At 72.4% G+C, this 24997-nt stretch carries 22 protein-coding genes, 2 tRNA genes and 1 pseudogene; 9 read left to right on the top strand and 16 right to left on the bottom strand.

The genetic code is table 11. The features are described from left to right. Genes BLT44_RS06760 through BLT44_RS06750 form a run of 3 tightly spaced genes read left to right on the top strand, consistent with a single transcriptional unit; the run spans position 1 to position 2049 of the window. Positions 1-645, top strand: a complete 645-nt coding sequence (locus tag BLT44_RS06760; RefSeq protein WP_010154801.1) for a hypothetical protein — start codon at positions 1-3, stop codon at positions 643-645. Beyond that, on the top strand, positions 642-842 hold the full coding sequence (locus tag BLT44_RS06755; protein WP_010154802.1) for a helix-turn-helix transcriptional regulator: 201 nt from the start codon (positions 642-644) through the stop codon (positions 840-842). Before BLT44_RS06760 ends, BLT44_RS06755 begins: the two co-directional genes overlap by 4 nt. After that, entirely contained in the window at positions 829-2049 is a 1221-nt protein-coding gene (locus tag BLT44_RS06750; RefSeq protein WP_029608026.1) for a tyrosine-type recombinase/integrase, read from the top strand. Before BLT44_RS06755 ends, BLT44_RS06750 begins: the two co-directional genes overlap by 14 nt. 169 nt (positions 2050-2218) lie before the next feature. Here BLT44_RS06750 and BLT44_RS06745 read toward each other — a convergent pair. The 3 genes from BLT44_RS06745 to BLT44_RS06740 form a co-directional block, all read right to left on the bottom strand. Continuing rightward, positions 2219-2292, bottom strand: a tRNA-Pro gene (locus BLT44_RS06745). An 11-nt stretch (positions 2293-2303) separates the two neighbouring features. Continuing rightward, positions 2304-2372, bottom strand: a tRNA-Pro gene (locus tag BLT44_RS15595). Between the two features lie 180 nt (positions 2373-2552). Continuing rightward, entirely contained in the window at positions 2553-3008 is a 456-nt protein-coding gene (locus BLT44_RS06740) for an aminoacyl-tRNA deacylase (RefSeq protein WP_010154804.1), read from the bottom strand. 143 nt (positions 3009-3151) lie between these two features. On the opposite strand from BLT44_RS06740, the gene BLT44_RS06735 reads away from it, so the two are divergent. After that, positions 3152-4048, top strand: a complete 897-nt coding sequence (locus tag BLT44_RS06735; protein WP_050803148.1) for an NUDIX domain-containing protein — start codon at positions 3152-3154, stop codon at positions 4046-4048. On the opposite strand, the gene BLT44_RS06730 is transcribed toward BLT44_RS06735, so the two are convergent. The 3 genes from BLT44_RS06730 to BLT44_RS06720 form a co-directional block, all read right to left on the bottom strand. Then, positions 4014-4853 carry a lysoplasmalogenase family protein gene (locus tag BLT44_RS06730; RefSeq protein ID WP_074690046.1) on the bottom strand — a complete coding sequence of 280 codons (840 nt, stop codon included), beginning with the start codon at positions 4851-4853 and terminating at the stop codon, positions 4014-4016. The two genes, BLT44_RS06735 and BLT44_RS06730, sit on opposite strands and share 35 nt — an antisense overlap. 42 nt (positions 4854-4895) lie before the next feature. Continuing rightward, a complete protein-coding gene (gene rraA / locus BLT44_RS06725) occupies positions 4896-5366 on the bottom strand; it encodes a ribonuclease E activity regulator RraA (RefSeq protein ID WP_010154808.1) in 471 nt (156 codons plus the stop codon). A 184-nt stretch (positions 5367-5550) separates the two neighbouring features. Next, complete coding sequence (locus tag BLT44_RS06720) at positions 5551-6015, bottom strand: hypothetical protein (RefSeq protein ID WP_010154809.1); 465 nt, start codon at positions 6013-6015, stop codon at positions 5551-5553. Positions 6016-6153: 138 nt separating this feature from the next. Between BLT44_RS06720 and BLT44_RS06715 the strand changes: the two genes are divergently transcribed. From BLT44_RS06715 to BLT44_RS06705, 3 genes are all read left to right on the top strand, one after another. Further along, positions 6154-6777 carry a TetR/AcrR family transcriptional regulator gene (locus BLT44_RS06715; RefSeq protein ID WP_010154810.1) on the top strand — a complete coding sequence of 208 codons (624 nt, stop codon included), beginning with the start codon at positions 6154-6156 and terminating at the stop codon, positions 6775-6777. A gap of 66 nt (positions 6778-6843) precedes the next feature. Further along, entirely contained in the window at positions 6844-8412 is a 1569-nt protein-coding gene (locus BLT44_RS06710) for an MFS transporter (protein WP_010154811.1), read from the top strand. 267 nt (positions 8413-8679) lie between these two features. Next, a complete protein-coding gene (locus BLT44_RS06705; RefSeq protein WP_010154812.1) occupies positions 8680-9048 on the top strand; it encodes a DUF4190 domain-containing protein in 369 nt (122 codons plus the stop codon). 22 nt (positions 9049-9070) lie between these two features. On the opposite strand, the gene BLT44_RS06700 is transcribed toward BLT44_RS06705, so the two are convergent. The 8 genes and pseudogenes from BLT44_RS06700 to BLT44_RS06665 all read right to left on the bottom strand — a co-directional run bounded on the left by BLT44_RS06700 (position 9071) and on the right by BLT44_RS06665 (position 17674). Continuing rightward, positions 9071-10015: a DUF817 domain-containing protein gene (locus BLT44_RS06700; RefSeq protein WP_083351983.1), complete on the bottom strand. Its 945-nt coding sequence runs from the start codon at positions 10013-10015 to the stop codon at positions 9071-9073. 302 nt (positions 10016-10317) lie between these two features. Next, on the bottom strand, positions 10318-12000 hold the full coding sequence (gene der, locus BLT44_RS06695) for a ribosome biogenesis GTPase Der (RefSeq protein WP_010157820.1): 1683 nt from the start codon (positions 11998-12000) through the stop codon (positions 10318-10320). After that, positions 12000-12782, bottom strand: coding sequence for a (d)CMP kinase (gene cmk, locus BLT44_RS06690; protein WP_010157821.1), 783 nt, complete (start codon positions 12780-12782; stop codon positions 12000-12002). The genes der and cmk overlap by 1 nt, the downstream gene beginning before the upstream one ends. Further along, complete coding sequence (locus BLT44_RS06685) at positions 12779-13969, bottom strand: prephenate dehydrogenase (protein WP_083351982.1); 1191 nt, start codon at positions 13967-13969, stop codon at positions 12779-12781. Before BLT44_RS06685 ends, cmk begins: the two co-directional genes overlap by 4 nt. Before the next feature lie 212 nt (positions 13970-14181). Beyond that, positions 14182-14913: pseudogene (locus tag BLT44_RS15895) on the bottom strand (pseudouridine synthase); the annotation flags it as partial. A gap of 152 nt (positions 14914-15065) precedes the next feature. Continuing rightward, positions 15066-15752 carry an SMC-Scp complex subunit ScpB gene (gene scpB / locus BLT44_RS06675; RefSeq protein ID WP_143026013.1) on the bottom strand — a complete coding sequence of 229 codons (687 nt, stop codon included), beginning with the start codon at positions 15750-15752 and terminating at the stop codon, positions 15066-15068. Between the two features lie 163 nt (positions 15753-15915). Further along, on the bottom strand, positions 15916-16818 hold the full coding sequence (locus BLT44_RS06670) for a segregation and condensation protein A (RefSeq protein ID WP_010157824.1): 903 nt from the start codon (positions 16816-16818) through the stop codon (positions 15916-15918). A gap of 4 nt (positions 16819-16822) precedes the next feature. Continuing rightward, complete coding sequence (locus BLT44_RS06665) at positions 16823-17674, bottom strand: ParA family protein (RefSeq protein ID WP_010157825.1); 852 nt, start codon at positions 17672-17674, stop codon at positions 16823-16825. A 68-nt stretch (positions 17675-17742) separates the two neighbouring features. Between BLT44_RS06665 and zapE the strand changes: the two genes are divergently transcribed. Further along, on the top strand, positions 17743-18852 hold the full coding sequence (gene zapE / locus BLT44_RS06660) for an AFG1/ZapE family ATPase (RefSeq protein ID WP_010157826.1): 1110 nt from the start codon (positions 17743-17745) through the stop codon (positions 18850-18852). Beyond that, entirely contained in the window at positions 18849-19469 is a 621-nt protein-coding gene (locus BLT44_RS06655) for a hypothetical protein (RefSeq protein WP_074690044.1), read from the top strand. The genes zapE and BLT44_RS06655 overlap by 4 nt, the downstream gene beginning before the upstream one ends. Positions 19470-19500: 31 nt before the next feature. On the opposite strand, the gene BLT44_RS06650 is transcribed toward BLT44_RS06655, so the two are convergent. Both BLT44_RS06650 and BLT44_RS06645 read right to left on the bottom strand, forming a co-directional pair. Continuing rightward, on the bottom strand, positions 19501-20802 hold the full coding sequence (locus tag BLT44_RS06650) for a M1 family metallopeptidase (protein ID WP_010154814.1): 1302 nt from the start codon (positions 20800-20802) through the stop codon (positions 19501-19503). A gap of 9 nt (positions 20803-20811) precedes the next feature. Beyond that, positions 20812-24705, bottom strand: a complete 3894-nt coding sequence (locus BLT44_RS06645) for a Pls/PosA family non-ribosomal peptide synthetase (RefSeq protein ID WP_074690329.1) — start codon at positions 24703-24705, stop codon at positions 20812-20814. Positions 24706-24997 lie beyond the last annotated feature (292 nt).

Below are 24997 nucleotides of genomic sequence, written 5' to 3'. Positions count from 1 at the left end.
ATGAACACCGATACCAGCCCGTCCAGTATTGACGGCGACGAGCCGAACGTAACGGATGCGGCGCTGCCGCCCGAGGTCGAGGCGCAGGCTCGGCAGGTCGCGAAGCAGGCCTACGCCAACGACATCGCCGCGACACTCGGCGCGGTCCCGAGACCGATCAACTGGCGCACCCTGCCCCCGCAGGATCTCGAGCAGGAACTCCTCGACCTCAACGCCTGGGTCGACTGGCTCCGCCACACCTATGGGCTGCCCGCCCAGGTCGTGCCCCCGATGTGGCATCGGCATCCCGAGTTGCTCTGGGAACTTTCGGCGCTGCGGCAGCACTGGCTATTCTGCTTCGACCCGCAAGCCAAAGGCAACCAGGCCCTCGCCTGGCACTACGACTTCGCCATCGCCAGGGAGCGGCTGCGGGACTGGGTCACGATCTCCGGTACCCGGCTCGACCGCGACCGCCCCACCCGCAGCACAGCGTGGCCGGGCGGTGAAGCCGAGGACTGGACCCCGCCCGACACGACCGAGCGCCCCGTCACGAATCGGACGGAGGACTTCCTCGCCTTCGTGGAAGAACAGATCGTCGCACGGCGGGCCGAGCAGGACGCCACGATCCGCGAGATCACGAACCTCGAGTGGCAGGAACAGCGATGAGCGACCAGCCAGTCCTGACCTCACCGCTCCTCGACAGTCACGAGGTCGCGGCGCTCCTGAAGGTGTCGGAGTCAACGCTGTCGCGGTGGCGCGCAGACGAGAAAGGGCCTCCCTTCCTCAAGCTGGGCGGCATCACCCGGTATCGGCTCGACGCAGTCGAAACCTGGCTGGAGTCTCTGAGCAATGAGCGGCGCTGACAGCGGCCCGTCGCCCATTCCGCCGATCGGGGTGAAGGTCGCCACCGATCTCGAGTACCGCCGATCCGGTATCCGCGCCCGGGCAAGATGGACAGACCCGGAGACGAAGAAGAGGATGGTTCGTGCGCTCGTCGTTCCCGACGAAGAAGCCGCCGAGGAGTTCTTTCAGAGTCTGCAGGCCTCTGCCAAGATCGGGCTCGACCGTCGTATCTCGCTGTCGGAGTACGTGACCTTTATCGGCGACCGTTGGATGCGTGGGCTGGATCCCACCTCCACGGTTGACGGATACAAAGTCGGGCTCCGCCTGCGCGTGCTGCCATCTCTGGGGCATCTCCCGATCTCGCAGATCACGGCAGGCATGATCGATCGCACGATCGATGAATGGGAGAAACACTGCTCCGCCTCGACGATCAAGAACACGATCGCACCGCTCGTGCGCGTGCTCGACGAAGCAGTCCGCGACGACGTCATCCCGAGCAACCCTGCTCGCCAGCGTTCGCGCCGCAGCCTCGGCAAAACCGCACTCACCGTCGTCGAGAACGACTCGTCCCCGCGAGTGCACGCTCTCAAGGATCTTTCGACGCTCAACTCCTTGGCAGATGCTTGCGGCAAGGTCCACCAGAGCTATTCGGACTTCGTCATGCTTTGCGCGTTACTCGCTTCCCGAGGATCCGAAATCGCGGGGCTCCAGGTCGGCGACGTGGATTGGGATCAGCGTATCGTAACGATCCGACGCCAAACCTTTCCCGGCTCCGGCGGGCTCGTCACGAAGCAGACCAAGGGGCGCGAGATTCGACACGTCCCGATCCTGCAACACCTCGAGCCCGTCCTCCAACGCCTTACATCTGATCGCGCACCGGAGGAGCGACTCCTCACCGGGCCACGCGGGGGTGTCCTCACAACAGCGACCGTTCGCGATGCCACGAAGTGGGATGCGCTGGTCTCCCAGCTCGGGCTGCCGAACCTCACCCGGCACGGCCTTCGGCACACCGGAGCGACCTGGCTCGCCGACGCGGGCATCCCGCTGCACGTGCTCCAAGGCATCCTCGGACACAAGTCGCTGGAAACCACGCGAGGGTATCTGCACCCCGATACCCGACACCTCGCCGACGCCGCAGCGCAGGCCAACGCATTCCTCAGCGGTCAAAATACCAAGGGCGCCGAACGATCGGCGCGGAACTCGCGTAGTCCTTCGCTCAGTCGATGACGGGAAGGCGAATCACGCCGATTGGTCCCGGTTTGGTCCCGGCTCGTCATAAGCAGGCTCATCGGGCTTACTCCCGCACGAGAACTCCGGAACGACCGAGGCTTACATAAACCCTCCGCGGGAACGACGAAGCCCCGGTGAGATTTACCGTCTCACCAGGGCTTTTCTGTCGGGATGACAGGATTTGAACCTGCGACCCCCTGACCCCCAGTCAGGTGCGCTACCAAGCTGCGCCACATCCCGTTGTTCACTTCTCAGGCTGAAACAGTCGCTAACCCACTTGACCCCCAGTCAAGTGCGCTACCAAGCTGCGCCACAGCCCGTTGTTCTTCAGCTTCGCCGGTCAGAGTCTGGCCTGCGCTGCCGAGGCAACCCCTCTATATTACCCACACTCGGAGGGCGGATCGAACCAACGGCGAGAAATCGCGCCACAGCCGCAGAAACCCGGGCGCGCCACCCACTACGAAGCCGATCAGAAGACCAACGCGAGCCCGCGAAGAGACTCACTCAGCAGCGAGATCGACGACGGCAGCAGAATACGCATCCACCAGCTCATCGGCCGCCACCAGCGCCCCGTACTCGGCACTCCCAGAGCCGATCGCGATCCGGCGCCCCGCCAACCGGGCATCGAGCACGACGGGCCAGGATCCCGCAGCTCCCAGCGGCGTGATCGTGCCGCGCACGTAGCCGGTCGCAGCGAGCGCGCCGTCGGCGTCGGGCAGCGACAGCTTGTTGACGCCGAGGTGCGCCCGCAGCTTCGCCCACGAGAACTGCGCGTCGACGGGGGTGAGCACGAGCACGAAGCCCCGCTTCGTCTGCACCACGATCGTCTTCACGAGTTCGACGCCCTCGACGGGCGCGGGCCGCTCCCCCGGCGTGCGCGCGACAAACGAGACAGCAAGCCCGCGCGCGGCGGCGTCACGGGCAGCGGCGGCGTAGGGCTCGACATCGGTCGACATGCATCCTCCTCGAACAGCACAGAACGCGGCAGGGCCGGAATCACCCGCCGCACCGACCACAACGCCCTGACACCATCCGCGCATTCCCGCAATGGGGCGACCGACACGCGCGCGAAGCGGCAGGTCGCAGATACGCTGTGACCATGAGCGACCTTCGAAACCCCGGTGACGCCTGGGTCACGGCGGGCGACGGCGGGCGCTACTGGGGCCGCTTCGGCGCCGCCGGGCTGCTGGCCTACGACCACGCCCGCGACGCGATCCTGATGCAGCACCGCGTCACCTGGAGCGACCACGGCGACACCTGGGGCATCCCGGGCGGCGCCCGACACGAGGGCGAGTTCGCGAACGACGGCGCGATCCGCGAGGCGCAGGAGGAGGCGGGCGTTCCCGATGACGCGGTGCGCCCCCGCTACACCCACGTGCTCGACCGCGAGGGATGGACGTACACGACGGTCATCGCCGACGTGGTGCAGCAGTTCGAGCCCGAGATCACCGACCCCGAGAGCCACGCCCTCGCGTGGGTCGCGCTCGAAGAGGTCGAGAACCTGCCCCTGCACCCGGCGTTCGCGTCGAGCTGGCAGATCTTGCGGCCCCTGCTCGGCCCGCCGCCCACGGTGGTGGTCGACGCCGCGAACGTGATCGGCAGCGTGCCGAACGGCTGGTGGAAGGATCGCCGCGGCGCCGCCGAGGGCCTGCGCGACCGCCTGCACCGCTACCTGGAGACCTCGAACGGGGTGCGCGCCGGGTTCCTCGACCTCGCCGAGCCCCGCGTGCCGGGCCTCGACCGCGTCTACCCCGACTGGATTCTCGTGGTCGAGGGCAACGCCCGCGGCATCGACAGCACCGACCGGGTGCGGGTGCTGAGCGCCGCCGAGACGGGCGACGACACGATCGTGAGCGCCGTCGAGGCGCTGAGCGCGAGCGGATCGATCACCACGGTCGTCACGAGCGACGCGGAGCTGCGCGTGCGGGTCGGCGCCGCGGGCGCCACCACGGTGCGCGGCGTCAAGAAGCTGCTGAGGATCCTGCCGGAGGCATAGCGGGGCCCGCGTCGCCGGGCGCCTGCACGGTGTTGCTGCCGGCACCGGGCGCCTGCGCCGAGCTGCCGCCGGTACCGGGCTGCTGCACCGGGCTGCCGCCGGCACCGGGCACCTCGCCCGTGGGCGCGCGCCGCCGCAGCGCCGCCACGATGCCGTACGCGAGCAGGCCCTGCCCGATCGTGTAGGTGAGCATGACGACGCCGCTCGTCCAGGTGGTGCTGCCCGGCACGAACAGCCGGAAGGCGAGGATCGCGTCGGAGAGCAGAAAGAACGCGCCGCCCCACGCGATGACCGGGCCGCAGCGCGTGGCGAGCGCGGCGGTGCCGACGAGCACGAGCCCGTACGCCATGACGGGGATCGACAGCGACTTCGTGTGCGGCAGCAGCAGCGCGATGAGCACGAGGTACGCGATCACGTACACGAGGCTCCAGGCGGGCAGGCGACGCCGCGCGACGCCCGGCACGCGCCAGAGCAGCACGATGTAGGCGAGGTGCGCGATCCCGAAGCAGACGAGCATTGCCGGCAGCTCGCTGTCGAGCATCGGGAAGAACGTCGCGGCGCCGTCGCCGAGCCACGAGCCCGCCAGGGCGGCGAGCAGCAGGGCGAGCGCGCCGGCGGGCACCGGGCGGATGCGCAGCTCGGGTACGAACGCGACCGCCGCTATGACGCCGGCGGCGAGCGCCGGCATGAGCAGCAGCTTGGTCCACCCCTCGAACGCGTACTGCCCGAAGCAGGCGATGACGTGCACGAGCGACACCGCGACGTACGGCACGAACGGAAGCGAAGCTCGAAAGCGCTCGGTCATACTCGCATCATAGGCCGGGCCACGCCCGGCTGGCGGGGCGGGTTACGCCTCGACCAGGATCCCGTCTTCGTCGCACCACACGGTGACGCCGGGGCGGAACTCCACTCCCCCGATCTCGACCGGCACGTCGACCTCGCCCGCGCCCGTCTTCGTCGACTTCGCGGGGTTCGATCCGAGCGCCTTCACGCCGAACGGGAGCGTGCCGATCGCGACGCGGTCGCGGATCGCGCCGTGCACGATGAGCCCCGCCCACCCGTTGTCGCAGGCGAGCTCGGCGATCTGGTCGCCCACGAGCGCGGTCTCGAGCGAGCCGCCGCCGTCGATCACGAGCACGGCGCCGTGCCCGTCGCTCGAGAGCGTCTGCCGAATCAGGGCGTTGTCTTGAAAGCACCGCAGCGTGCGCACCGGCCCGGTGAACCCGGTCATGCCGCCGATGTTCTGCAGCTGCAACGACACCGACCGCAGCTCGCTGCCGCGCTCGTCGTAGAGATCGGCCGTACTGATCTGCGCCATTTTCTTCCCCCTCACGCCCGTCATCGGGCTGACCGGCGTGGTGCCGGTCGTCTGAGTGTCACGTTACCCGCTCCCTCCGACAACGGGTGGAATGACCGCCAGCTCGGCGAAATGCGGCGCAATGCGGCGATCGACCGCGTGCGGCGAGCCCTCGAGGCTGCGACTTCGGTGGGGCTCGCGCGGCCTATCCCGTGCGGGAACCCCGTCGAGAACCGAGCATGACGTACCCCGCGAAGACGCCGAACAGCACGAGCATGGAGAGCTGCATGCAGGCTCCCGCGTGCGGCGCCCACTCGAACAGGCTCACGAGGGAGCCGATGGGAAGCATTCCCGTCAGAGCCCCGCCGACACCGGCACCGATCGCACGCGCACCGACCGAGATATCCCCTTTGAGTGTCGACTCGTGACTGATGCGCGCGATCCACACGCCGAGCCGTGCACCGAGACCTGCAATGCAGCCCGCTGCGACCCCGGGAACCACCACCAGAACGAACACCCACCCGAGCGACCACCGGGAATCGGGATGCACCGCGGTGTTGACCGCTCCTGCGCCGAGAAACACCACCGCGGCCAGCAGCGCTCCGATCGGGGCGAGCTGGTTCCACCCGGGTGGCTTCGACTCCGGTTCCGACTCCGAGTTCGACGTCACCCCAGCGCTCTAGTCCGCCGTCACCGACGAGCATCCGGAATTTCCCACTGTACAAATGTACATGTACACATGTACATTAAGCAGAGGCACCCAGTGCCACCTCGACTCACGCCCGAATCGACCACGAAAGGAGCAGCCATGCACGAGACCACCGAATCCGCCGCGCAGGCCGCGCCCGCTGCGCAGGCCGCACCCGCCGCTCCCCGCCGACGGGATCCCGAGGGTCGGCGCCGCGCGATCCTCGCCGCAGCTACCGAGATCATCGTCGAGGAGGGCGCCGCGGCACTCACCCACCGCGCGGTCGCGAAGCGCGCCTCCGTGCCGCTCGGCTCGACCACCCAGTACTTCACCTCGATCGACGACATGCGCGAGTGCGCCCTGCAGCAGCTCGCCGACGAGATCGACGAGTCGATCGCGCGGCTCGAGCCGTTCATCGCGACCATCTTCGAGCGCCCCGACCCCATCATCGACGAGCTGCTCGCCTACCTCGAAGACCCGCGCACCGTGCACGCCGACATCGCGCTCATGACGAGCGGCACCACCGACCCCCGGCTGCGCGCCCTCGCGCTGCGCTGGCCCGAGCGCATCGTCGCCCTCCTCTCGACGCAGGTGGGCGAGGAGCGCGCCGTCGCCATCGCCGTCTTCCTTGACGGGGCGACCATGCACGCCGGGCTCACCGGCACGCCGCTCGGCCGCGACGAGCTCACCCGCGTGCTCCAGGCCCTCATGACGATGCCCGTGCCGGGCTCGGCGCACACGTAGCGAAACGGCCGGCCCCGACACCCACACGCACGACCCCAGACCGAATTCAGAAAGACCGTGATCCCCATGTCCGACCAGCGCATCGCACCACACTCCGCACCGCACCACGCACCGAAGCCCGCACCGCTCAGTCGAGCGCGCCGCTGGGCCGCGCTCAGCGTGCTCACCGCGAGCCTGCTCGTCATCACCATGGACATGACGATCCTCAACATCGCACTGCCCGAGATGGCGGCCGAGCTGCACCCCACGAGCGACCAGCAGCTCTGGATCATCGACGTCTACTCGCTCGTGCTCGCCGGCCTGCTCGTCTCGTTCGCCGCGATCGCCGACCGCTGGGGCCGCAAGCGCATGCTGCTGCTCGGCTACTCCATCTTCGGCGTCGCGTCGCTGCTCGTGCTGTTCGCCACGAACGCCGAGTCGGTCATCGCGATCCGCGCGATCCTCGGCATCGGCGGCGCGATGATCATGCCCATCACCCTCTCGCTCATCCGCGTCATCTTCACCGACGCCCGCGAGCGCGCCACGGCCCTCGCCATCTGGGCGGCGGTCTCGGGCCTCGGCGCCGCCGTCGGCCCGCTGCTCGGCGGGCTGCTGCTCGAGTACTTCTCGTGGCACGCGGCGTTCCTCGTGAACGTGCCGCTCATGCTCGCCGGGGTGATCGCCGGCATCGCGATCCTGCCCGAATCGCGCGTCGCGCACACCGGCCGCTGGGACTTCCTCGCCGCAGCGCTGTCGCTCGTCGGCATGACGCTGCTCGTGTGGGCCATCAAGACCTTCGGCAAGGAGGCGAGCCTGCTCGTACCCGAGGCGCTCGTCGCGTTCGCCGCCGGCGCCGCCCTGCTCGCCTGGTTCGTGGTGCGCTGCCTCCGCAGCGCGTCGCCGCTGCTCGATCTCAGTCTCTTCCGCAACCGCGTCTTCTCGGCCGGCGCCATCGCGGCCCTCGGCTCGACGTTCGCGATGATCGCCGCCCTGCTGCTCATCGCGCAGTGGCTGCAGCTCGTCGACGGCGCGTCCCCCGTCGAGGCCGGCATCCGCCTCTTCCCCATCGCGATCACCGGCGCCCTCGCCTCGCTCACCGCCCCCGTGCTCGCCCGGCGCATCGGCGCCCGCGCCGTGCTGGCGGGCGGCCTCGGCTTCGCGGGCGTCGGCATGCTCGTCATCGGCCTGCAGCCGGGCACGCTCAGCACCCTCACCGTGATCATCTCGCTGTGCTTCATCGGCGCCGGAACGGGGTCGCTCGCCATCGCCTCGGCCATGATCATGCACGGCTCCCCTGAGGAGAAGGCCGGCAACGCGGGCGCCATCGAGGAGACCTCGTACGAGCTCGGCGCCGTGCTCGGCGTCGCCATTCTCGGCAGCGTGTCGGCGCTGCTCTACCGGGCCGAGTTCGTCGCCTCGGGGGCGCTCGCGGGCGTCGAGCGGGCGCTCGCCGGGCAGGCCGAGGAATCGCTCGGGGCGGCCGTCTCGATCGCCGACGAATTGCGTCTCCCCGAGCTCGGGCAGCAGGCTGGCGTCGCCTTCACGCACGCGATGCAGGCGACCGGGATCGCCGGCGGCCTCATCATGTTCGCCGTCGCGGCGGCGGTCTTCCTCATGACGCCCAAGGGCACCGACGTGTCGCAGGCCGCGCACTGACGGCGGGGCTGGGCGTGGGCTGGTGCCGGGCTGGACGCGGGGCGCGGGCCGCGGGCCGCAAGCCGGCGGGACCCGACCGGCATTCCGGCGGCACCCTGAGCCGACCCCGAGCCGCCCCTGACGCGTCCCTGACCCGGGCGCCGCGACACGCGGTACCGGGGTCTCATGCGGGCCATACCGCAGGCGGACGCGGCGCCACCCCGCCCCGACCTACCGTGGAACCATCACCGACGAACACCCCGTTCGCCGCCCACGAGAGGAGCCGCCATGAGCGCCACCACCACCCCCGACACCCGCTTCGCCGACACCACGCCGCTCGCGGCGAGCAGCGCCGCATCGAGCGGCTCCGAGCCGTTCCCGAGCGGCCCGGTCGCCATCGACGACCACTCCCGCGCGTTCTCGATCACGAGCTTCGTGCTCGGCATCGCCTCCGTGGTGAGCGGATGGACCTTCTTCGCCCCCATCACCGGCCTCGTCTTCGGCATCCTCGCACTGCGCCGCAACACCCGGGATCGCACCCTCGCCCTCTGGGGCGTCTGGCTGAACGCCGCGATGCTCGCACTCTGGGCGCTCGCCGGCATCATCGCCGTCGCCGTGTTCGGGTTCGGTGCGCTCGCCCTCGCAATCGCCGCGTGACGACGCTTCAGCGGCTCCCCCCTCACCCCGCGTCCGGTCGCCTGGGGCGGTACACCCAGGTGACCATGACGACCGAGATGATCATCAGCAGGAACCACGAGACGATCTTCTGCCCCGAGACGAGCTCCCACCCGTCCACCTGACCGGGGTACAGCCACGCACCCGAGAGCGTGGCGACGTTCTCGGCGATCCAGATGAACAGCGCGACGCCGACGAACACGAGCAGCACGGGCACCCGCAGTGTCGCCCGCCAGATGCGGAAGTGCATGAGCGTCGGGGCCCACAGCAGCACCACGACCGCGAGCAGCAGCCACCGCGCGTCGAAGACGTAGTGGTGGGTGAAGAAGTTCGCGTAGATCGCGACCGCCGCGACGGTCGTCGCCCAGATCGGCGGGTACCGCGTGAAGCGCAGATCGTGCAGCCGGTACACGCGCACCATGTACGAGCCGACCGCCGCGTACATGAACCCGCTGAAGAGCGGCACCGCCCCGATGCGCAGCACCCCGTCGGCCGCGTACGCCCACGAGCCGACGTCGGTCTTGAACAGCTCCATCGCGGTGCCCGTGATGTGGAACAGCACGATCACCCACAGCTCGCGCCCGCTCTCCAGCCGGAACACGAGCATGCCGACCTGGATCGCCACGGCGGCGATCGTCAGCGCGTCGTTGCGGGCCAGCGCGGCGTCGTCGGGGTACCAGAGCCGCGCGGCGACGATCACCACGAGCATCAGCGCCCCGAAGATGCAGGCCCACGCCTGCTTCAGCAGGAACACCGCCGCCTCGATGGCGACGGCGCGCGGGCCCGAGGCCGGCCGGCCCGCGAGCAGGCGGTTCGCGGCGCGGTCGATCGTGCGCTCCAGGCGCGTGAGCTGCCGCCCCGGGGCGCCGTCGCCGGTCTCGCGAGTCTCGGGAGCCCCGGGCGTCTCGGGCGTCTCGGGTGTCTCGCCTGGAGTCTCGGGTCGCGCCATGCTCAGAGGCTAGCGCGCCCTCGCTGGGGGTGCGCCCCGCGACCGGCGGAGCGCCGCGACCGGCGGCGCGCCGCCGCGCCGCTCGCCCCTCCCCGCTCGCCGCTGCACCGGTTTCTCTCCGGTGCACCACGTATACACAGGTGCTCCGGCGAAAAAGGTGTGCAGTGGCGCGCGCGGCGGCACGCCGAAGTCGGCGGCGCCCCCGCAGCCGGCGGAGCGCCGCGACCGGCGGCATGCCGAAGCCGGCGGCACCCCGCGACCGGCGGCACGCCGCAGCCGGCGGCACGCCGCCGCGCTCCGCCCTAGGGGCGGGGGCGCCGCTCGCGGATGCGCATGTTGATCACGATGGGGCTGCCCTCGAAGCCGTAGCGCTCGCGCAGGCGCCGCTGGATGAAGCGGCGGTACTGCGGGTCGAGGAAGCCGGACGTGAAGAGCACGAATGTCGGCGGGCGGTTCTGCACCTGGGTGCCGAAGAGGATGCGCGGCTGCTTGCCGCTGCGCAGCGGGTGCGGGTGCTCCTGCACGAGCTCCGCCACGAAGGCGTTGAACTTGCCGGTGGGAATGCGCGTGTCCCACGACTCGAGCGCCGTCTCGAGGGCCGGCACGAGCTTCTCGAGGTGGCGGCCGGTGCGCGCCGAGATGTTGACGCGCGGCGCCCAGTCGACGTGCGCGAGATCCTGCTCGATCTCGCGCTCCAGGTAGCGGCGGCGGTCGTCGTCGAGCATGTCCCACTTGTTGAAGGCGAGCACGAGTGCCCGCCCCGACTCGAGCACGAGGTCGATGATGCGCAGATCCTGGTCGGAGATCTCCTGCGTCACGTCGATGAGCACGACGGCGACCTCGGCCTTCTCGAGCGCTGCGGCGGTGCGCAGCGACGCGTAGAAGTCGGCGCCCTTCTGCAGGTGCACGCGACGGCGGATGCCGGCGGTGTCGACGAACGTCCACACGCGGCCGGCGATCTCGACCTGCTCGTCGACCGGATCGCGCGTAGTGCCCGCGACGTCGCTGACGACCGCGCGCTCCTCGCCCGCGGCCTTGTTCAGCAGGCTCGACTTGCCGACGTTGGGGCGGCCGAGCAGCGCGACGCGGCGCGGCCCCAGCAGCTTCGGCTGCGCGACGGAGGACTCCTCGGGGAGCGCCTCGACGACGGCGTCGAGCAGGTCGGCGACGCCGCGTCCGTGCAGCGCCGATACCGCGCGCGGCTCGCCGAGCCCGAGCGACCACAGCTGCGCGGCCTCCGCTTCGAGCACGGCGTCGTCGACCTTGTTCGCGACGAGGAAGACGGGCTTGTGCGTGCGGCGCAGCAGCTGCACGACGCGCTCGTCGGTGGCGGTCGGGCCGACGCGCGAGTCGACCACGAACATCACGACGTCGCACAGCTCGATCGCGACCTCCGCCTGCAGCGCCACTGACGCGTCGATGCCCTTCGCGTCGGGCTCCCAGCCGCCCGTGTCGACGAGGCTGAAGCGGGTGCCCACCCACTCCGCCTGGTAGGTGACGCGGTCGCGGGTGACGCCGGGCACGTCTTCGACGACGGCCTCGCGGCGGCCGAGGATGCGGTTCACGAGGGCCGACTTGCCGACGTTCGGGCGGCCGACGATGGCGACGACGGGCAGCGACTCGGCGACGGGCTCGCGGAACCCGAGGAACTCGCCCTCGTCGCTGATGATCGCCACGTCGTCGTCCTCGAGGTCGAAGCCCTCGAGGTTGGAGCGCATGGCGCGCAGACGCTCCTCGTCGGTGACGCTGGCGTCGAAGCCCTCGCCGAAGACGATCTCTCCCTCGTCGGCGGCGCGCACGGGGGCGTCGTGCACGGTCGCCTCGTACGTGTCGGCCTCGTCGTACTCGGGGTCGGCGGCGACCTGGCTGCCGTCGGGGGTCACCTGCATGACCTCGGGCCCGACGTACTCGGGGGCCTCGACCTCGGGCGCCTCGGCGCGCGCGTCGCCGCGCTCGGCTCCCGTTGCGGGGTTCTGCTCGCTCATCATTCGCTCTCTTCCGCGGCGCGCTGCGCCGCTCGTACGATATCGACCACAGCCTGCACCGACTGCTCGAAGTTCAGGTCGCTCGTGTCGACGAGCGTCACCCCGGCTGCGGGGGTGAAGAAGTCCACGACCAGCGCGTCCTTGGCGTCGCGCGCCTCGATGTCGGCGAGCACCTGCTCGTGCGTCAGCCCCGCCAGCTCGCCCGCGCGCCGCTGCGCGCGCACTGCGGCGGAGGCCGTCATGAGCACGCGCACGGGGGCGTCGGGTGCGACCACGGTGGTGATGTCGCGCCCCTCGATCACCACGCCGGGCAGCTCCGATTCGGCGACGATGCGCCGGAACATCTCGTTGAGGCGCTCGCGCACCGGCGGATGCTGGGAGACGCGGCTCACGAGCCCGCTCACGGCGTGCTGGCGGATCGCCGCGGTCACGTCGTGGGCGACGCCGTCGCCGAGGTCGACCGTCACCCGCTGCGGTCCGTGCAGCGTGATCGTGTACGTCCAGGCGTCGAGGATCGCCATGACCGCCTCGGGGTCGTCGAGGTCGGCGGCGCTCTCGACGGCCGCCCACGCGAGCGACCGGTACGCCGCGCCGGTGTCGAGGATGCCGAAGCCGAGCTGCTCGGCGGCGGCGCGCGACACGCTCGACTTGCCGCTGCCCGCGGGGCCGTCGATGGCGACGAGCAGCGGGGCGGTGCGATCCGCCTCCGTCCGATCCGCTTCGGCCTGCGCCGCTCCGGTCGCGACGGTCAGTGCAGCGGCAGCTGATGCAGCATCAGTCACAGCGTCCTCCATCCGCGTTCGACGAGATCGGCGACCGCGCGTTCGGCGACCTCCGGCAGTACCGCGATCTCCGCGAAACCGATCTGGGCGCCCGGCGAGTGCTCGAGGCGCAAGTCTTCCATATTAATGCCCAGTTCTCCGAGTTCGGTGAGCAACTTCGCGAGCTGCCCGGGCGAATCGTCGATCAGCACCGTGATCTGGGTGAACCGCTCCGACGAGCCGTGCTTGCCCGGAATGCGCGAGACCCCGTTGTTGCCCGCCGACAGCAGGTCGGCGATGCGTCGTCTCGCTCCGGTGCGGGCCGGATCGCGGAGTGCGTCGGCGAACGCGGCGACATCCGCGGCGAACGCGTCGAGCAGCTCCACCACGGGAGCGCTGTTCGCACCGAGGATCTGCACCCAGAGCTCGGGGTCGCTGGAGGCGACGCGCGTGGTGTCGCGCAGCCCGCCGCCCGCGAGGCCGATCGCCTGGTCGGAGGCCGGCACGAGGCGCGCGGCGAGGAGGCTCGACACCACCTGCGGCAGGTGGGAGACGAGCCCGACGGAGCGGTCGTGCTCCTCCGGCGTCATCTCGATGAGCACGCCGCCGAGGTCGAGCGCGACGGCCTCGACCAGCGCGAGTGCCTCCGCGGGCGTCTCGCCGTCGCGGCAGATCACCCACGGCCGCCCCACGAAGAGGTCGGCGCGCGCCATGATCGCGCCGCCGCGCTCCCGGCCCGCCATCGGGTGCGAGCCCACGTAGCGCGAGAGGTCGATGCCGCGGCGCACGAGCACGGCGTAGGGCGCGAGCTTCACGCTCGCGACATCCGTGACCACGGCCTGCGGGTAGGTGCGGAGCGCGCGCTCCACCACGTCCGCCGTGACGTCGGGCGGGGTCGCGATGACGACGAGCGCCGGCGCGTCGTCGCCGGCCGACCGCACCCGCCCGGCGCCGTAGTCGGCGGCGAGCGCGACGGTCGTCGGCGACAGATCCTCGAGCGTCACGTCGACGCCGCGCTCGCGCAGGCCGAGGCCGACGCTGGCGCCGAGCAGCCCCGCGCCGATGATGTGCACCGGGCCCCGGGAGCGCGCGACCAGCGCGGCCCGCTCGCCGACGGGGCGCAGGTGCGCGCCGCCCGTCTCCGCACGCGTACCCGCGTCCGACCCCGCGCCCGCGTCCGCTCCTGCCGGAGGCCGCACGCCGCTCATCGCCCGCCCTGCTTCCGTCCGCCGCGGCCGTGCGGGTTGCCGCGCGCCGCTGTACCCCGCATGCCGCGGGCGCCCTTGCCGTCGCCGGGCCGCCCCGCGGTGATCTCGCCGCGACGGCGCGACCGGGAGGCGCCGCCGGATCCGCCGCCCTGCGCTTCACCGCGCTCCGGCGCCCCGCCATCCGGCGCCCCGCGATCCGGCGCCCCGCGATCCGGCGCCCCGCCGTCCTCGGCGGCCGAGAGCAGCGCACCGCGCTCCCCCGCCGACAGTTCGCGCAGCTCGCCGACGCGCAGGGTGCCGAGGTGCAGCGGCCCGAACTGGCGGCGCACGAGCTCGACCACCGGATGCCCCACCTCCGCGAGCATGCGCCGCACGATGCGATTGCGCCCCGAGTGCAGGGTCACCTCCACGAGCGAGTGCGCGGCGCTCGACCCGCCGGGCAGCAGCTTCGCCCGATCCGCGCGGATCGGGCCGTCGGCGAGCTCCACCCCGTCTTTCAGCCGCTGGATCACGGCGGGCGAGACCCGGCCGCGCACCTTCGCGATGTACGTCTTCTGCACGCCGAAGCTCGGATGCGCGAGGCGATGCGCCAGCTCGCCGTCGTTCGTGAGGATGAGCAGACCGCTCGTGTCGGTGTCGAGGCGGCCGACGTTGTAGAGCCGATCCTCGACCGCGTCGGTGAACTCGCGCAGGTCGGGCCGCCCGTTCTCGTCGCTCATCGTCGAGACGACGCCGCGCGGCTTGTTCAGCACGAAGTAGCGCTTCGACACGTCGAGCTGCACCACCACGCCGTCGACCCGCACGTCGTCGTTCTCGGGGTCGATGCGCGAGCCGAGCTCCCGCTCGACCACGCCGTTGACCGACACCCGTCCGCTGGTGATGAGCGTCTCGCACGCCCGGCGCGACGCCACGCCCGCGTGGGCGAGCGCCTTCTGCAACCGCACGCGGCCGTCGTCGGGCGCCTGCCCGGGGTCGCCCGGCGAGCCGCCCGAGCCCGCTGCGCGCTCCGGGCGATCCCACCCGAACGCGGCCAGATCGACCTCGGCGCCCTCGCCGTCGACGGAGAACGACCCGCCGAACTTGTCTTCCGAGCGATTCATTCGTCGAATCCTTCCGTGGGTTCTTCGAGCAGTGGGGAGATGGGGGGCAGTTCGGAGATGTCTCCGATGCCGAGATACCCGAGCAGCGCGTCGGACGTGCCGTAGAGGATCGCGCCCGTCTCGGGATCGTGCCCGGCCTCCGCGACGAGCCCCCGACCGAGCAGCGTGCGCACCACCGAGTCGACGTTCACGGCGCGGATCGAGGCGATCGCCCCGCGCGAGATCGGCTGCCGGTACGCGATGACGGCGAGCGTCTCGAGCGCCGCCTGCGAGAGGCGCGCGGGCGACTGCTGGTGCACGAAGTCCGCCACGATCGGGTCGAGGCTCTCCCGGGCGTAGAAGCGGTATCCGCCGGCGACCTCGCGCAGCTCGAACCCGCGCGGAGATCCGGCGCCCGTGCCCGACGCTTCGCCGACGGGTGATTCGCCGGGTGCCGCGGCGCCCGCCCCGCTCGCCCCGTCGAACTCGGCGACGAGGGCCGTCAGGGCGGCGCGCACCTCGCGCACCGGGCGGTCGGTAGCGGTGGCGAGCGCGACCGCGCTGAGCGGCTCGTCGGCGACGATGAGCAGCGCCTCCAGCTGCTGCGACAGCGTGTGCGCGCGGCGCGCGGCGGCGAGCTCTCCGCCGCCGTCGGCAGCGTCGTCCGCCGCGTCCGCCGCATCCGCCTCTGCGAGCGGGGTCACTTCTGGTGCGTGTCGCGCCGCGACACCCCCCGAAAGTGACCCCGCTCCGGAGTCGGGCCGGGCGTCGGGCCGGGGGGAGTCGGGCCGGGCGGAGTCGGGCCGGGCGGAGTCGGGCCGCAGGGCGGAGGGCCGCGGGGCGGAGGGCGGGGCGGCGCCGTCGTGCTCAGTCATAATCGTTCCCTAAGGTAGCAAGCTCGTCATCCGACCAGCCCTCGCCCACCCACTGCACGTACAGCTCCCCGAGCGGCTCCGCCTGCTCGAAGCTCACGGCGGCGCGGCGGTACAGCTCCAGGATCGCGAGGAAGCGGGCCACCACCACTCCGCGCTCCTCCACTCCGGCGACGAGTTCGCGGAAGGATCGGGCTCCCCCGCCCGCAGCGGCGCGCGACCCCACGGCGGCACCTGGCGCGTCGTCCGTGCCCCCGTCGGCGACGCGCAGCAGGGCGACCACGACGGCGGCCTGCTCGCGGATCGACACGAGCGGCGCGTGCAGGTGGTCGAGGCCGACCGTCGGAATCTCGCGCGGCGCGAAGGCGAGCGTCGCGATCGCCGCGAAGTCGGCGGCGCTGAGCGTCCAGACGAGTTCGGGCCCGCGCGAGCGGTACTTCGCCTCCAGCGGCACCTGCCGAGGGTGGCGGGCGCCCTCGGCGTCGAGGCGATCCCGGAACCAGGCGCTCGCCTGCTTGAACGCCCGGTACTGCAGCAGCCGGGCGAACAGCAGGTCGCGGGCCTCGAGCAGCGCGATGTCGTCGGCGTCGACCGCCTCGCCCTGCGGCAGCAGGCTCGCGATCTTCATGTCGAGCAGCGTGGCGGCGACCACCAGGAACTCCGAGGCGCGGTCGAGTTCGACGACGCCCTGCCCCTCGATGGTCGTGAGGTACGCGATGAACTCGTCGGTGACGAGGCTGAGGGACACCTCGGTGATGTCGAGCTCGTGCTTGCCGATCAGGGTGAGCAGCAGGTCGAAGGGGCCGTCGAAGACGTCGAGGCTGACGCGGAAGCGGTCGTCGGCGGGCACGGGATCCGCGCCGGCCGCAGCGGCTCCCGGATCCGTGTCCACCACCATGGCGCTAGGCGACGGCGCCGCGCTGCACGAGCTCGCGGGCCAGCTTGAGATACGCCTCGGAGGCGGCGTTCGACGGCGCGTAGTCGAGGATCGGCTTCGCGGCGATCTGCGCGTCGGGCAGTTTGACGGTGCGGCCGATGACGGTGTCGAAGACCTTCTCGCCGAACGTGTCGACGACGCGCTCGAGCACCTCGCGGGCGTGGAGGGTGCGGGCGTCGTACATGGTCGCGAGGATGCCGTCGAGTTCGAGCGCCGGGTTCAGGCGGTCGCGCACCTTGTCGACGGTCTCGACGAGCAGGGCGACGCCGCGCAGCGCGAAGTACTCGCAGGCGAGCGGGATCAGCACGCCGTGGCTGGCGGTGAGGGCGTTGACGGTGAGCAGCCCCAGCGAGGGCTGGCAGTCGACCAGGATGACGTCGTAGTCGTCGGCCACCTTGCGCAGCACGCTGCCGAGAATCTGCTCGCGCGCGACCTCCGTGACGAGGTGCACCTCGGCGGCCGAGAGGTCGATGTTGGCGGGGATGACGTCGAGCCCCGGGGTGGCGGTCTGCTGGATCGCGTCGCGCGGATCCTTCACTTTGCCGAGCATCAGATCGTAGATGGTGGGCACGTCGTGGGCGGGCACGCCGAGGCCCGCGGAGAGGGCGCCCTGCGGGTCGAAGTCGACGGCGAGCACCCGCCGACCGTAGCGTGCGAGGGCGGCGGCCAGGTTGATGGTGCTGGTCGTCTTGCCGACGCCGCCCTTCTGGTTGCACATCGCGATGATGCGCGCGGGCCCGTGGCGGTCGAGTCGCTTCGGAGCGGGAATGACGCGTTCGGGTCGCCCTGTCGGCCCCAGTTCGACCTGTTTCGCCATACCCGGTCTCCTCCCGCTCGCTGACATTCCATCCTAGCCTGGCGCGTGCATCGCTAGGATCGGGGAACGTGACCGGACCGCGCGCGACTCCCGGCGCGGCCGCGCGGCTGCGCTCCGCGGTGGAGCGCTCGGCGGCGCAGAGCGGGATCGTGCTCGATGCGGCGCAGAGCGCCCTGCTCGCGGAGGTCGCGGAGGCGGCGGAGCTCTGGGAGCGCCGCGCCGACGATGCACCGGTCGGCGTGTTCGTGCACGGCCCCGCCGGCCGCGGCAAGACCCGGCTCGCCGCTGAGATCTTCGCGGCGATCGACGCGCCGCCCGGCGCCAAGCAGCGCGTGCACTTCCACCCGTTCTTCCAGGAGCTGCAGCGCCGCTTCGGCGCGCGGATGACCGCTCGCGATGCGATCGAGTCGACCGTCGCCGAACTGCTCGACGGGGCGCGCGTCTTCTTCTTCGACGAGCTGCACGTGCACGATCCGGGCGGTGCGAGTCTGCTGAACCGCCTCGTCGCCGAGCTGGTCGCGCGTCGCATTCCGACGCTGCTCACCTCGAACTACGCGCCCGAGGGGCTGCTCGCCAACCCCGTCTTCCACCACGTGGTCGAGCCGAGCGTCCGCCTCATCCGCGAGCACTTCCTGGTGCGCACGCTCGACGGCGGAAGCGACTACCGCATGGTGGCCCCCGCGGCCCGCCCCGAGCGCGGCTTCGGATCGGGGCGCTGGATCGCGTTCGGTGCCCGGGGTGACGCGGCGAGCGCCGCCCGCACCGCCGGGCTCGCCCCGCCCGAGCCGCACGAGCCGACCACGGTGCTCGACGGGCACCGCGCTCTGCGCGCGCTCGCGGTGCGCCGCAGCGAGGCGACGCAGGGCGTCGGAGCGACCGCCGAGGTCTGGTTCGACTTCGCCGATCTGCTCGAGGCGCCGTCGATCGCCGAGGATTATCTGGAGCTCGCCGCCGCGTTCGACCGCTGGGTGCTCGTCGACGTGCCGCCGCTGTCGGAGGCGAGCCGGGAGGCGCGGCAGCGGTTCGTCGGCCTCCTCGACGTGCTCGTGCACGCGGATGCGCCGCTCACCGTGCTCGCGCGCACCGATCGCGCGGGGCTCGTCGACATCTCGGATCCGCCACCCGACCTCTTCCGCACCGTGAGCCGGCTGGCGCTGCTGGGTGAGGGGGCGGTGTGACGCCGGCGCCCGTGCTCGCCTCCTTCGGCGCGCGCATCGCGTGGCGGGCACTCGGGGGCGGCGAGGATCGCCGCACCGTCGCCCACGCCCTCCTCGCAGCCCTCCTCGCGCCCGGCGCGCCGGGCGCGGTGCGCATCACCCGTCAGTGCCCGTCGTGCGGGAGCAGCGCGCACGGTGCGCCGGCCGCGCAGCTGCGCGATCCGCGCCCCGCCGACCCGGCCCACCCGGGTGGCCGCGCCGCCCCGCTCGTCGGCATCGGCTATGCACCCGGCCTCGTCGCGGTCGCCGCAGCGCCCGCCGGTGCGCGCGCGTTCGGCATCGATCTCGAACTCGACGACGCCCGTACGCGGGCGCGCGTCGCCGAGGCGCTCGGCCGAAGCGCCGGCGTCTGCGACTGGACACGGATCGAAGCGGTCGCGAAGGCTCGCCGCACCGGGCTGCGCGGCGACTACGCGGGCGTCGACGTGACCCCGCTCCCCGACGGCCGGTGGATCGCGCACGCCGGTCGCAGACGGGCGGCCGGGCAGCCGGGCGCCGCCGTGCTCAGGGGCGCCGACCTGCGCATCGCGCCCGCCCCGGGCGGGCCGGCCGCGATCCTGAGCCTCGCCTGCGAGTGATCGCGCCGGCACTCGACGGAGCGGCGCCCTCCTACCGTTCGAGCGGCACGGGCAGTTCGGGCAGCGCTTCGTCGCCGAGCCACGAGTCGATGAGCGCGTCGACCCGCACCGGGCTGAGCGACCGGGCGAGCGCGACGAAGTCGGCCGTCGAGACGAGCCGGTGCCGGTGGGCGCCCGTCCACGCCACCAGCAGTTCGCGGAACGCCGCCTCTCCCATAACCCGCCGCAGCGCCTCGAGCAGCAGCGCTCCCCGCTTGTACACGCGATCGTCGAACATGTCGTCGGGCCCGGGGTCTGCGAGCAGCAGATCCTGCGGCAGCGCCGCCAGCCGCGCGTGGTGCGCGGCGGCGAGCGCGGCGATCGCGGGGCCGCCCGACTCCTCCGACCAGATCCACTCGGCGTAGCAGGCGAAACCCTCGTTGAGCCAGATGTCGCGCCAGCGTGCGACGCCGACGCTGTTGCCGAACCACTGGTGGGCGAGCTCGTGGGCGATGAGGCGCTGCTCGCCCGGCGCCTCGTGATTGCGACCGAACGTCGCCATGCCCTGCGCTTCGAGGGGGATCTCCAGCTCCTCCTCGGTGACCACGATGGTGAGATCCTCCTGCGGGTAGGGGCCGAACCACGCCTCGAACGCCTCGATCATGCGCGGCACGGGTGCGAAGGCGCGCTGCGCGAGGCGGGCGCGGGCGGGCGGCGCCACGAGCCGCGCCCGCGCGCCGAGCGGGTACTCGGCGTACTCGCCGATGTGGGCGGCCACGAGATAGGTCGCGGTGGGCACGGAGCTCGTGAACGTGCGGGTCGTCTTCCCGGATCGGCCGGTGACCGGGCCGGGCACCCCCGTGACCGCGGCGAAGAAGCCGCGATCGGTGGTGACCGAAATCGTGTAGGTCGCGCGGTCGTCGACCCGGTCGTTGCAGGGGAACCAGGTGGGGGCCCCGGTGGGCTGCGCCGCGACGAGGGCGCCGTGCTCGAGCTCCTCCCACCCGATCCGGCCCCAGCGCGACCGGCGGGGTGCCGGTCGACCCGAGTAGTCGATGTCGAGCTGCAGCGCGGCGCCCGCGGCGGCCGGAGCGCCGAGGCGCACCGTGATCGCGTGCGCGGATCGCTTGATGTGCCGCTGCAGCACCCCGTCGACGCGCACGCCGTCGGCGCTCAGCCCGACCAGGTCGACGCGCAGCTGATCCGTCTCGACCAGCACGCGCACCTGGAGGCGCGCGCGGCCCTCGAGCCGGTTCGTGCGCGGCTTGTACCGCAGCGCGAGATCGTAGTGCGCGACGGCGTAGGCGGGGTCGCCGCTCGTCGGGGTGTAGGGGTCGCTCATCGCTCGCAGCACGCCGCTCGGCTACTTCGTCGACTGGTAGGCGCGGAGCTTGAGCGCCCGCCACGGGCCGATGGGGTTGCCGCTCCAGCGCGACCCGACGGGCACGCGCTCGCCGCGCATCACGAGCGATGCCGGGCCGACGGTGGCGTGCGCGCCGATCTCGGCTCCGGGCAGAATGACGCTGTGCGGGCCGAGCGTGGCCCCCGCGGCGAGTTCGACGGTATCCATGCTCATGATTCGATCATGGAACAGGTGGGTCTGCACGACGCAGCCCCGGTTGACGGTGGATCCGTCGCCGAGCGTCACGAGGTCGGGCTCGGGCAGCCAGTACGACTCGCACCACACCCCGGCGCCCACCCGGGCTCCGAGCGAGCGCAGCCAGACGGCGAGCGCGGGCGTTCCGGCGGCGGCGCGGGCGAACCACGGGGCCGCGAGCATCTCGGTGAACGTGTCGCTCACCTCGGTGCGCCACACGAAGCTCGACCAGAGCGGGGCCTCGCCGGCGCGGACCGGCCCGACGATGATCCACTTCGCCGCCGTCGTCACCGCGGCGGCGACCGCTCCGGCTGCGAGCATGACGACTCCCGAGAGCAGCGCCGTCCAGACCGGGCCGGCCGTCTCCCACAGCCACGCGAATGCGAACAGCACGGCGAGGCCGAGCGCGGTCGTCGCGAAGACCGCGAGCAGCCGGCCCAGCTCCCACAGCGCCCGCGCCGCGCGCAGCCCCGCCCCGGGATGGTAGGTGCGGCGGTCGTCGCCGCTCTGCGCGAGCCGGCGCAGCCGCACCGGGGGCGACCCGAGCCACGACGACCCCGCCTTCGCCTTGCTCGGCGCGACGGAGAGCACGGCGACGAGCGCATCCTTCGGCACGCGGAGGCCCGGGCCCGCCATGCCCGAGTTGCCGAGGAAGGCGCGCTTGCCGATGCGCACACGCCCGATGCGCATCCATCCGCGATGCAGCTCGTACGACGCGACCATCGTGTCGTCGGCGAGGAACGCCCCGTCGTCGATGCGCGTCATCGCGGGGATCAGCAGCACGGTCGACGCCTCGACGTTGCGGCCGACGCGAGCGCCGAGCAGTCGCAGCCAGACCGGTGTGAGCAGGCTCGAATAGAGCGGGAACAGGAAGCCACGGGCCGCGTCGAGCAGCCGCTCGGTGGTCCAGCTCTGCCAGCCGATGCGGCTGTGCACCGGGAACGTGCCCTCGGTGAGACCGATCGCGAGCAGGCGCACCAGCACCACCACGGCTCCGGCGTAGACGACGCCCGTGACGAGCACGGCGGGCACCAGCCACGCGAGCGCCGCGAGCATGGCGCCGCCGAGGGAGTCGGCGCCGCGCAGGCCGGCGGCCACCACGACACCGCCCGCGGCGAACGCGGCGACGGGCAGCAGGGCGAGCACCACCGACGAGAGACCGTAGGCCAGGCGCCACGCGGGTCGCCGGGGCGGCCGCCGATCGGGCCACTCCCCCGCGCGGCTCCCGCCGACCCGCACGGCGGGCGATCCCGCCCACGTCTGCTGCGCTTTCACGCGGCCGAACACGGCCGAGCCCGGGGCGATCTCCGCCCCGTCGTCGATGCGCGCGCCCGGTGCGAGCGTGCTGCGCGCGCCCACGGTCACGTCGCTGCCGATCCGCACCGCTCCGATGCGCAGCAGGTCGCCGTCGATCCAGTACCCGGTGAGGTCGACCTCGGGCTCGATCGCCGAGCGCGCGCCGACCGCGAGCATGCCCGTGATGGGCGGCAGGGTGTGCAGGCTCACGTCGGCCGCGATCCGCGCGCCGAGGGCGCGCGCGTACACCGTGATCCACGGCGCGCCGGCGAGCCCGACGGCGTCGATCTGCTGCGCGAACTGCTCCGCCAGCCAGAGCCGCAGGTGCACCGCCCCGCCCCGGGGGTAGTCGCCCGGTCGCACGCCCGCGAGCAGCAGGCGGGCGACCCCCGCGGCGATCGCCATCCGGCCGAACGGCGTCCAGAGCACGAGGATCGCGAGCAGCACGACCCACACCGGCGCGCTCGGCAGCACCGCGATCCCGGTGGTCAGCTGCAGCACCGTGCCGGCGGCGAGCAGTGTGACGAGCCAGCGCAGCCCGCTCGCGATGCAGAGCGGCGCCCCGGCGAGCGTCTGCAGCCACTGCGTGCGCCGCGGGGTGGGTGCGGGTTCGTGGAACCCGTCGTCGCCCTGCGCATCGGCGACCGCCGAGACCGCCTTCGCCATCGATCCCAGGCGGGGCACGTCGTAGATGTCGGCCACGGTGAACTCGGGAACGCGGGCGCGGATGCGCGAGACGAGCTGCGCCGCCGCGAGCGAGCCGCCGCCGAGATCGAAGAAGTCGGCGTCGCGCCCCGCCACGGGCACGCCGAGCACGGCCTGCCACTGCGCCGCCACCCACTGCTCGCCCGCCGTCAGCCCCGTCGCCGTCTCGGCGCGCACGCCGGGCAGCGGCCACGGCAGCGCGGCCCGGTCGACCTTGCCCGAGGTGCGCACCGGCAGCGCGTCGACCACGGCGAGCAGCGGCATCACCCCGGCGGCGAGGCGCTCCGACAGGTGCTCGCGGGCGAGCGCCCGATCGAGCGATTCGCCGCCCTCCACCACGAGGTAGCCGACCAGCACGGGCACGCCCGACTCGCTCGCGCGCACCGCGGCTGCGGCGGCCGTCACGCCCGGCAGCTCCTGCAGCGCGTGCTCCACCTCGCCGAGTTCGATGCGGCGCCCGCCGACCTTCACCTGATCGTCGGCCCGGCCCAGAAACCGCAGGCCGGTCGGCTCGTAGCGCACCAGGTCGCCCGAGCGGTAGGCGCGCTCCCACCCGAGCTCGGGCATCGGCGCGTACTTCTCCGCATCCTTGGCCGGATCGAGATAGCGCGCGAGACCGACGCCGCCGATGATGAGCTCACCCGCCTCGCCGGGGCCCACGCGGCGCCCCGCGCCGTCGACCACCGCGAGATCCCAGCCGTCGAGCGGCAGCCCGATGCTGATGGGCGAGACGCCGTCGAGTCGGCATCCGCAGGCGACGACGGTCGCCTCGGTGGGACCGTAGGTGTTCCACACCTCTCGACCGGGCTCCACCAGGCGGGCTGCCAGCTCGGGCGGGCAGGCCTCGCCGCCGAAGATCAGCAGGCGCACGTGCTCGATCGCCTCGGCGGGCCACATCGCGGCGAGCGTGGGCACCGTCGAGATGACGCTGATGCTCTGCCGCACCAGCCACTGCGCGAGGTCGGCTCCGGCCCGCACGATGGCGCGCGGCGCGGGCACCAGGCAGGCGCCGTGCCGCCACGCGAGCCACATCTCCTCGCACGAGGCGTCGAAGGCCACCGAGAGGCCCGCCAGCACGCGGTCGCCCGGGCCGAGGGGGTCGTGCGGCAGGAACATGCGCGCCTCGGCGTCGACGAAGGCCGCGGCGGAGCGGTGGGTGACGGCCACGCCCTTCGGCACGCCGGTCGAGCCCGAGGTGAAGATGATCCAGGCGTCGTCGTCGGGCGACGGATCGGCACCGACTCCGTCCGGCTCACCGGGTGCCGCGCGCACCGCATCTCGCTGCTCGCGCAGCACGAACCCGTCGTTCCCGACGATGCCCACCACCCCGGCCTCGCCGAACACGAGCCGCGCCCGCTCGTCGGTGTCGTCGGCGTCGACGGGAACGTAGGCGGCGCCCGCCCGCAGAACGGCGAGGATGGCGATGTAGAGCTCCTGCGACCCCGAATCGACGCGCACGCCGACCCGGTCGCCGCGACGCACCCCCGACGCGCGCAGCTCGGCCGCCCTCCGCTCGACGGCGACGAGCAGCTCCCGGTAGCTCAGCGCCCCCGATCCGGCGTCGAGCGCGGAGGCCTCGGGGTGCGACGCGGCGCTGGCGCGCAGGATGTCGATGAGCGTGCGCTCGGGGGCGGCCTCCGCTCCGCGGGTGAGGGGGATCTGCGATTCCTGCGGCTGCTGCGGCTGCTGCGGTTGCTGCGGCTGCTGCGGCTGCGGCTGCGGCGGCTCGCTCGGGGTGGCGTTCACGGGTCGGTGTCTGCTTCGCTGTCGGCGTCGGGGCCGCGACTGCCCGTTCGGCGGCCGCGGTCGGTCTGCTTCGAATATGTCACCTGCGGCGGAGGGCGCGAGGCGGTATCGCCGAGAGTTCGGCCCCGCTCGCCGAACGTTTGCCGTTCGGCCATCCGCCGTTCACCTGCGGAAGGGGCGGTGCCGGGTGATGCGCGCGCCGGCC

It is taken from the genome of Leucobacter chromiiresistens, from assembly GCF_900102345.1.
Taxonomy (GTDB): Bacteria; Actinomycetota; Actinomycetes; order Actinomycetales; family Microbacteriaceae; genus Leucobacter; species Leucobacter chromiiresistens.
This window is presented reverse-complemented; position numbering and strand designations above follow the sequence as displayed.

Excerpts from the sequence above, each read along its gene's own strand:
- BLT44_RS06760 (WP_010154801.1), top strand. The coding sequence starts at position 1 with ATGAACACCGATACCAGCCCGTCCAGTATTGACGGCGACGAGCCGAAC.
- BLT44_RS06755 (WP_010154802.1), top strand. The coding sequence starts at position 642 with ATGAGCGACCAGCCAGTCCTGACCTCACCGCTCCTCGACAGTCACGAG.
- BLT44_RS06750 (WP_029608026.1), top strand. The coding sequence starts at position 829 with ATGAGCGGCGCTGACAGCGGCCCGTCGCCCATTCCGCCGATCGGGGTG.
- BLT44_RS06740 (WP_010154804.1), bottom strand. The coding sequence starts at position 3,008 with ATGTCGACCGATGTCGAGCCCTACGCCGCCGCTGCCCGTGACGCCGCC.
- BLT44_RS06735 (WP_050803148.1), top strand. The coding sequence starts at position 3,152 with ATGAGCGACCTTCGAAACCCCGGTGACGCCTGGGTCACGGCGGGCGAC.
- BLT44_RS06730 (WP_074690046.1), bottom strand. The coding sequence starts at position 4,853 with ATGACCGAGCGCTTTCGAGCTTCGCTTCCGTTCGTGCCGTACGTCGCG.
- rraA (WP_010154808.1), bottom strand. The coding sequence starts at position 5,366 with ATGGCGCAGATCAGTACGGCCGATCTCTACGACGAGCGCGGCAGCGAG.
- BLT44_RS06715 (WP_010154810.1), top strand. The coding sequence starts at position 6,154 with ATGCACGAGACCACCGAATCCGCCGCGCAGGCCGCGCCCGCTGCGCAG.
- BLT44_RS06710 (WP_010154811.1), top strand. The coding sequence starts at position 6,844 with ATGTCCGACCAGCGCATCGCACCACACTCCGCACCGCACCACGCACCG.
- BLT44_RS06705 (WP_010154812.1), top strand. The coding sequence starts at position 8,680 with ATGAGCGCCACCACCACCCCCGACACCCGCTTCGCCGACACCACGCCG.
- BLT44_RS06700 (WP_083351983.1), bottom strand. The coding sequence starts at position 10,015 with ATGGCGCGACCCGAGACTCCAGGCGAGACACCCGAGACGCCCGAGACG.
- der (WP_010157820.1), bottom strand. The coding sequence starts at position 12,000 with ATGAGCGAGCAGAACCCCGCAACGGGAGCCGAGCGCGGCGACGCGCGC.
- BLT44_RS06685 (WP_083351982.1), bottom strand. The coding sequence starts at position 13,969 with ATGAGCGGCGTGCGGCCTCCGGCAGGAGCGGACGCGGGCGCGGGGTCG.
- BLT44_RS06670 (WP_010157824.1), bottom strand. The coding sequence starts at position 16,818 with ATGGTGGTGGACACGGATCCGGGAGCCGCTGCGGCCGGCGCGGATCCC.
- BLT44_RS06665 (WP_010157825.1), bottom strand. The coding sequence starts at position 17,674 with ATGGCGAAACAGGTCGAACTGGGGCCGACAGGGCGACCCGAACGCGTC.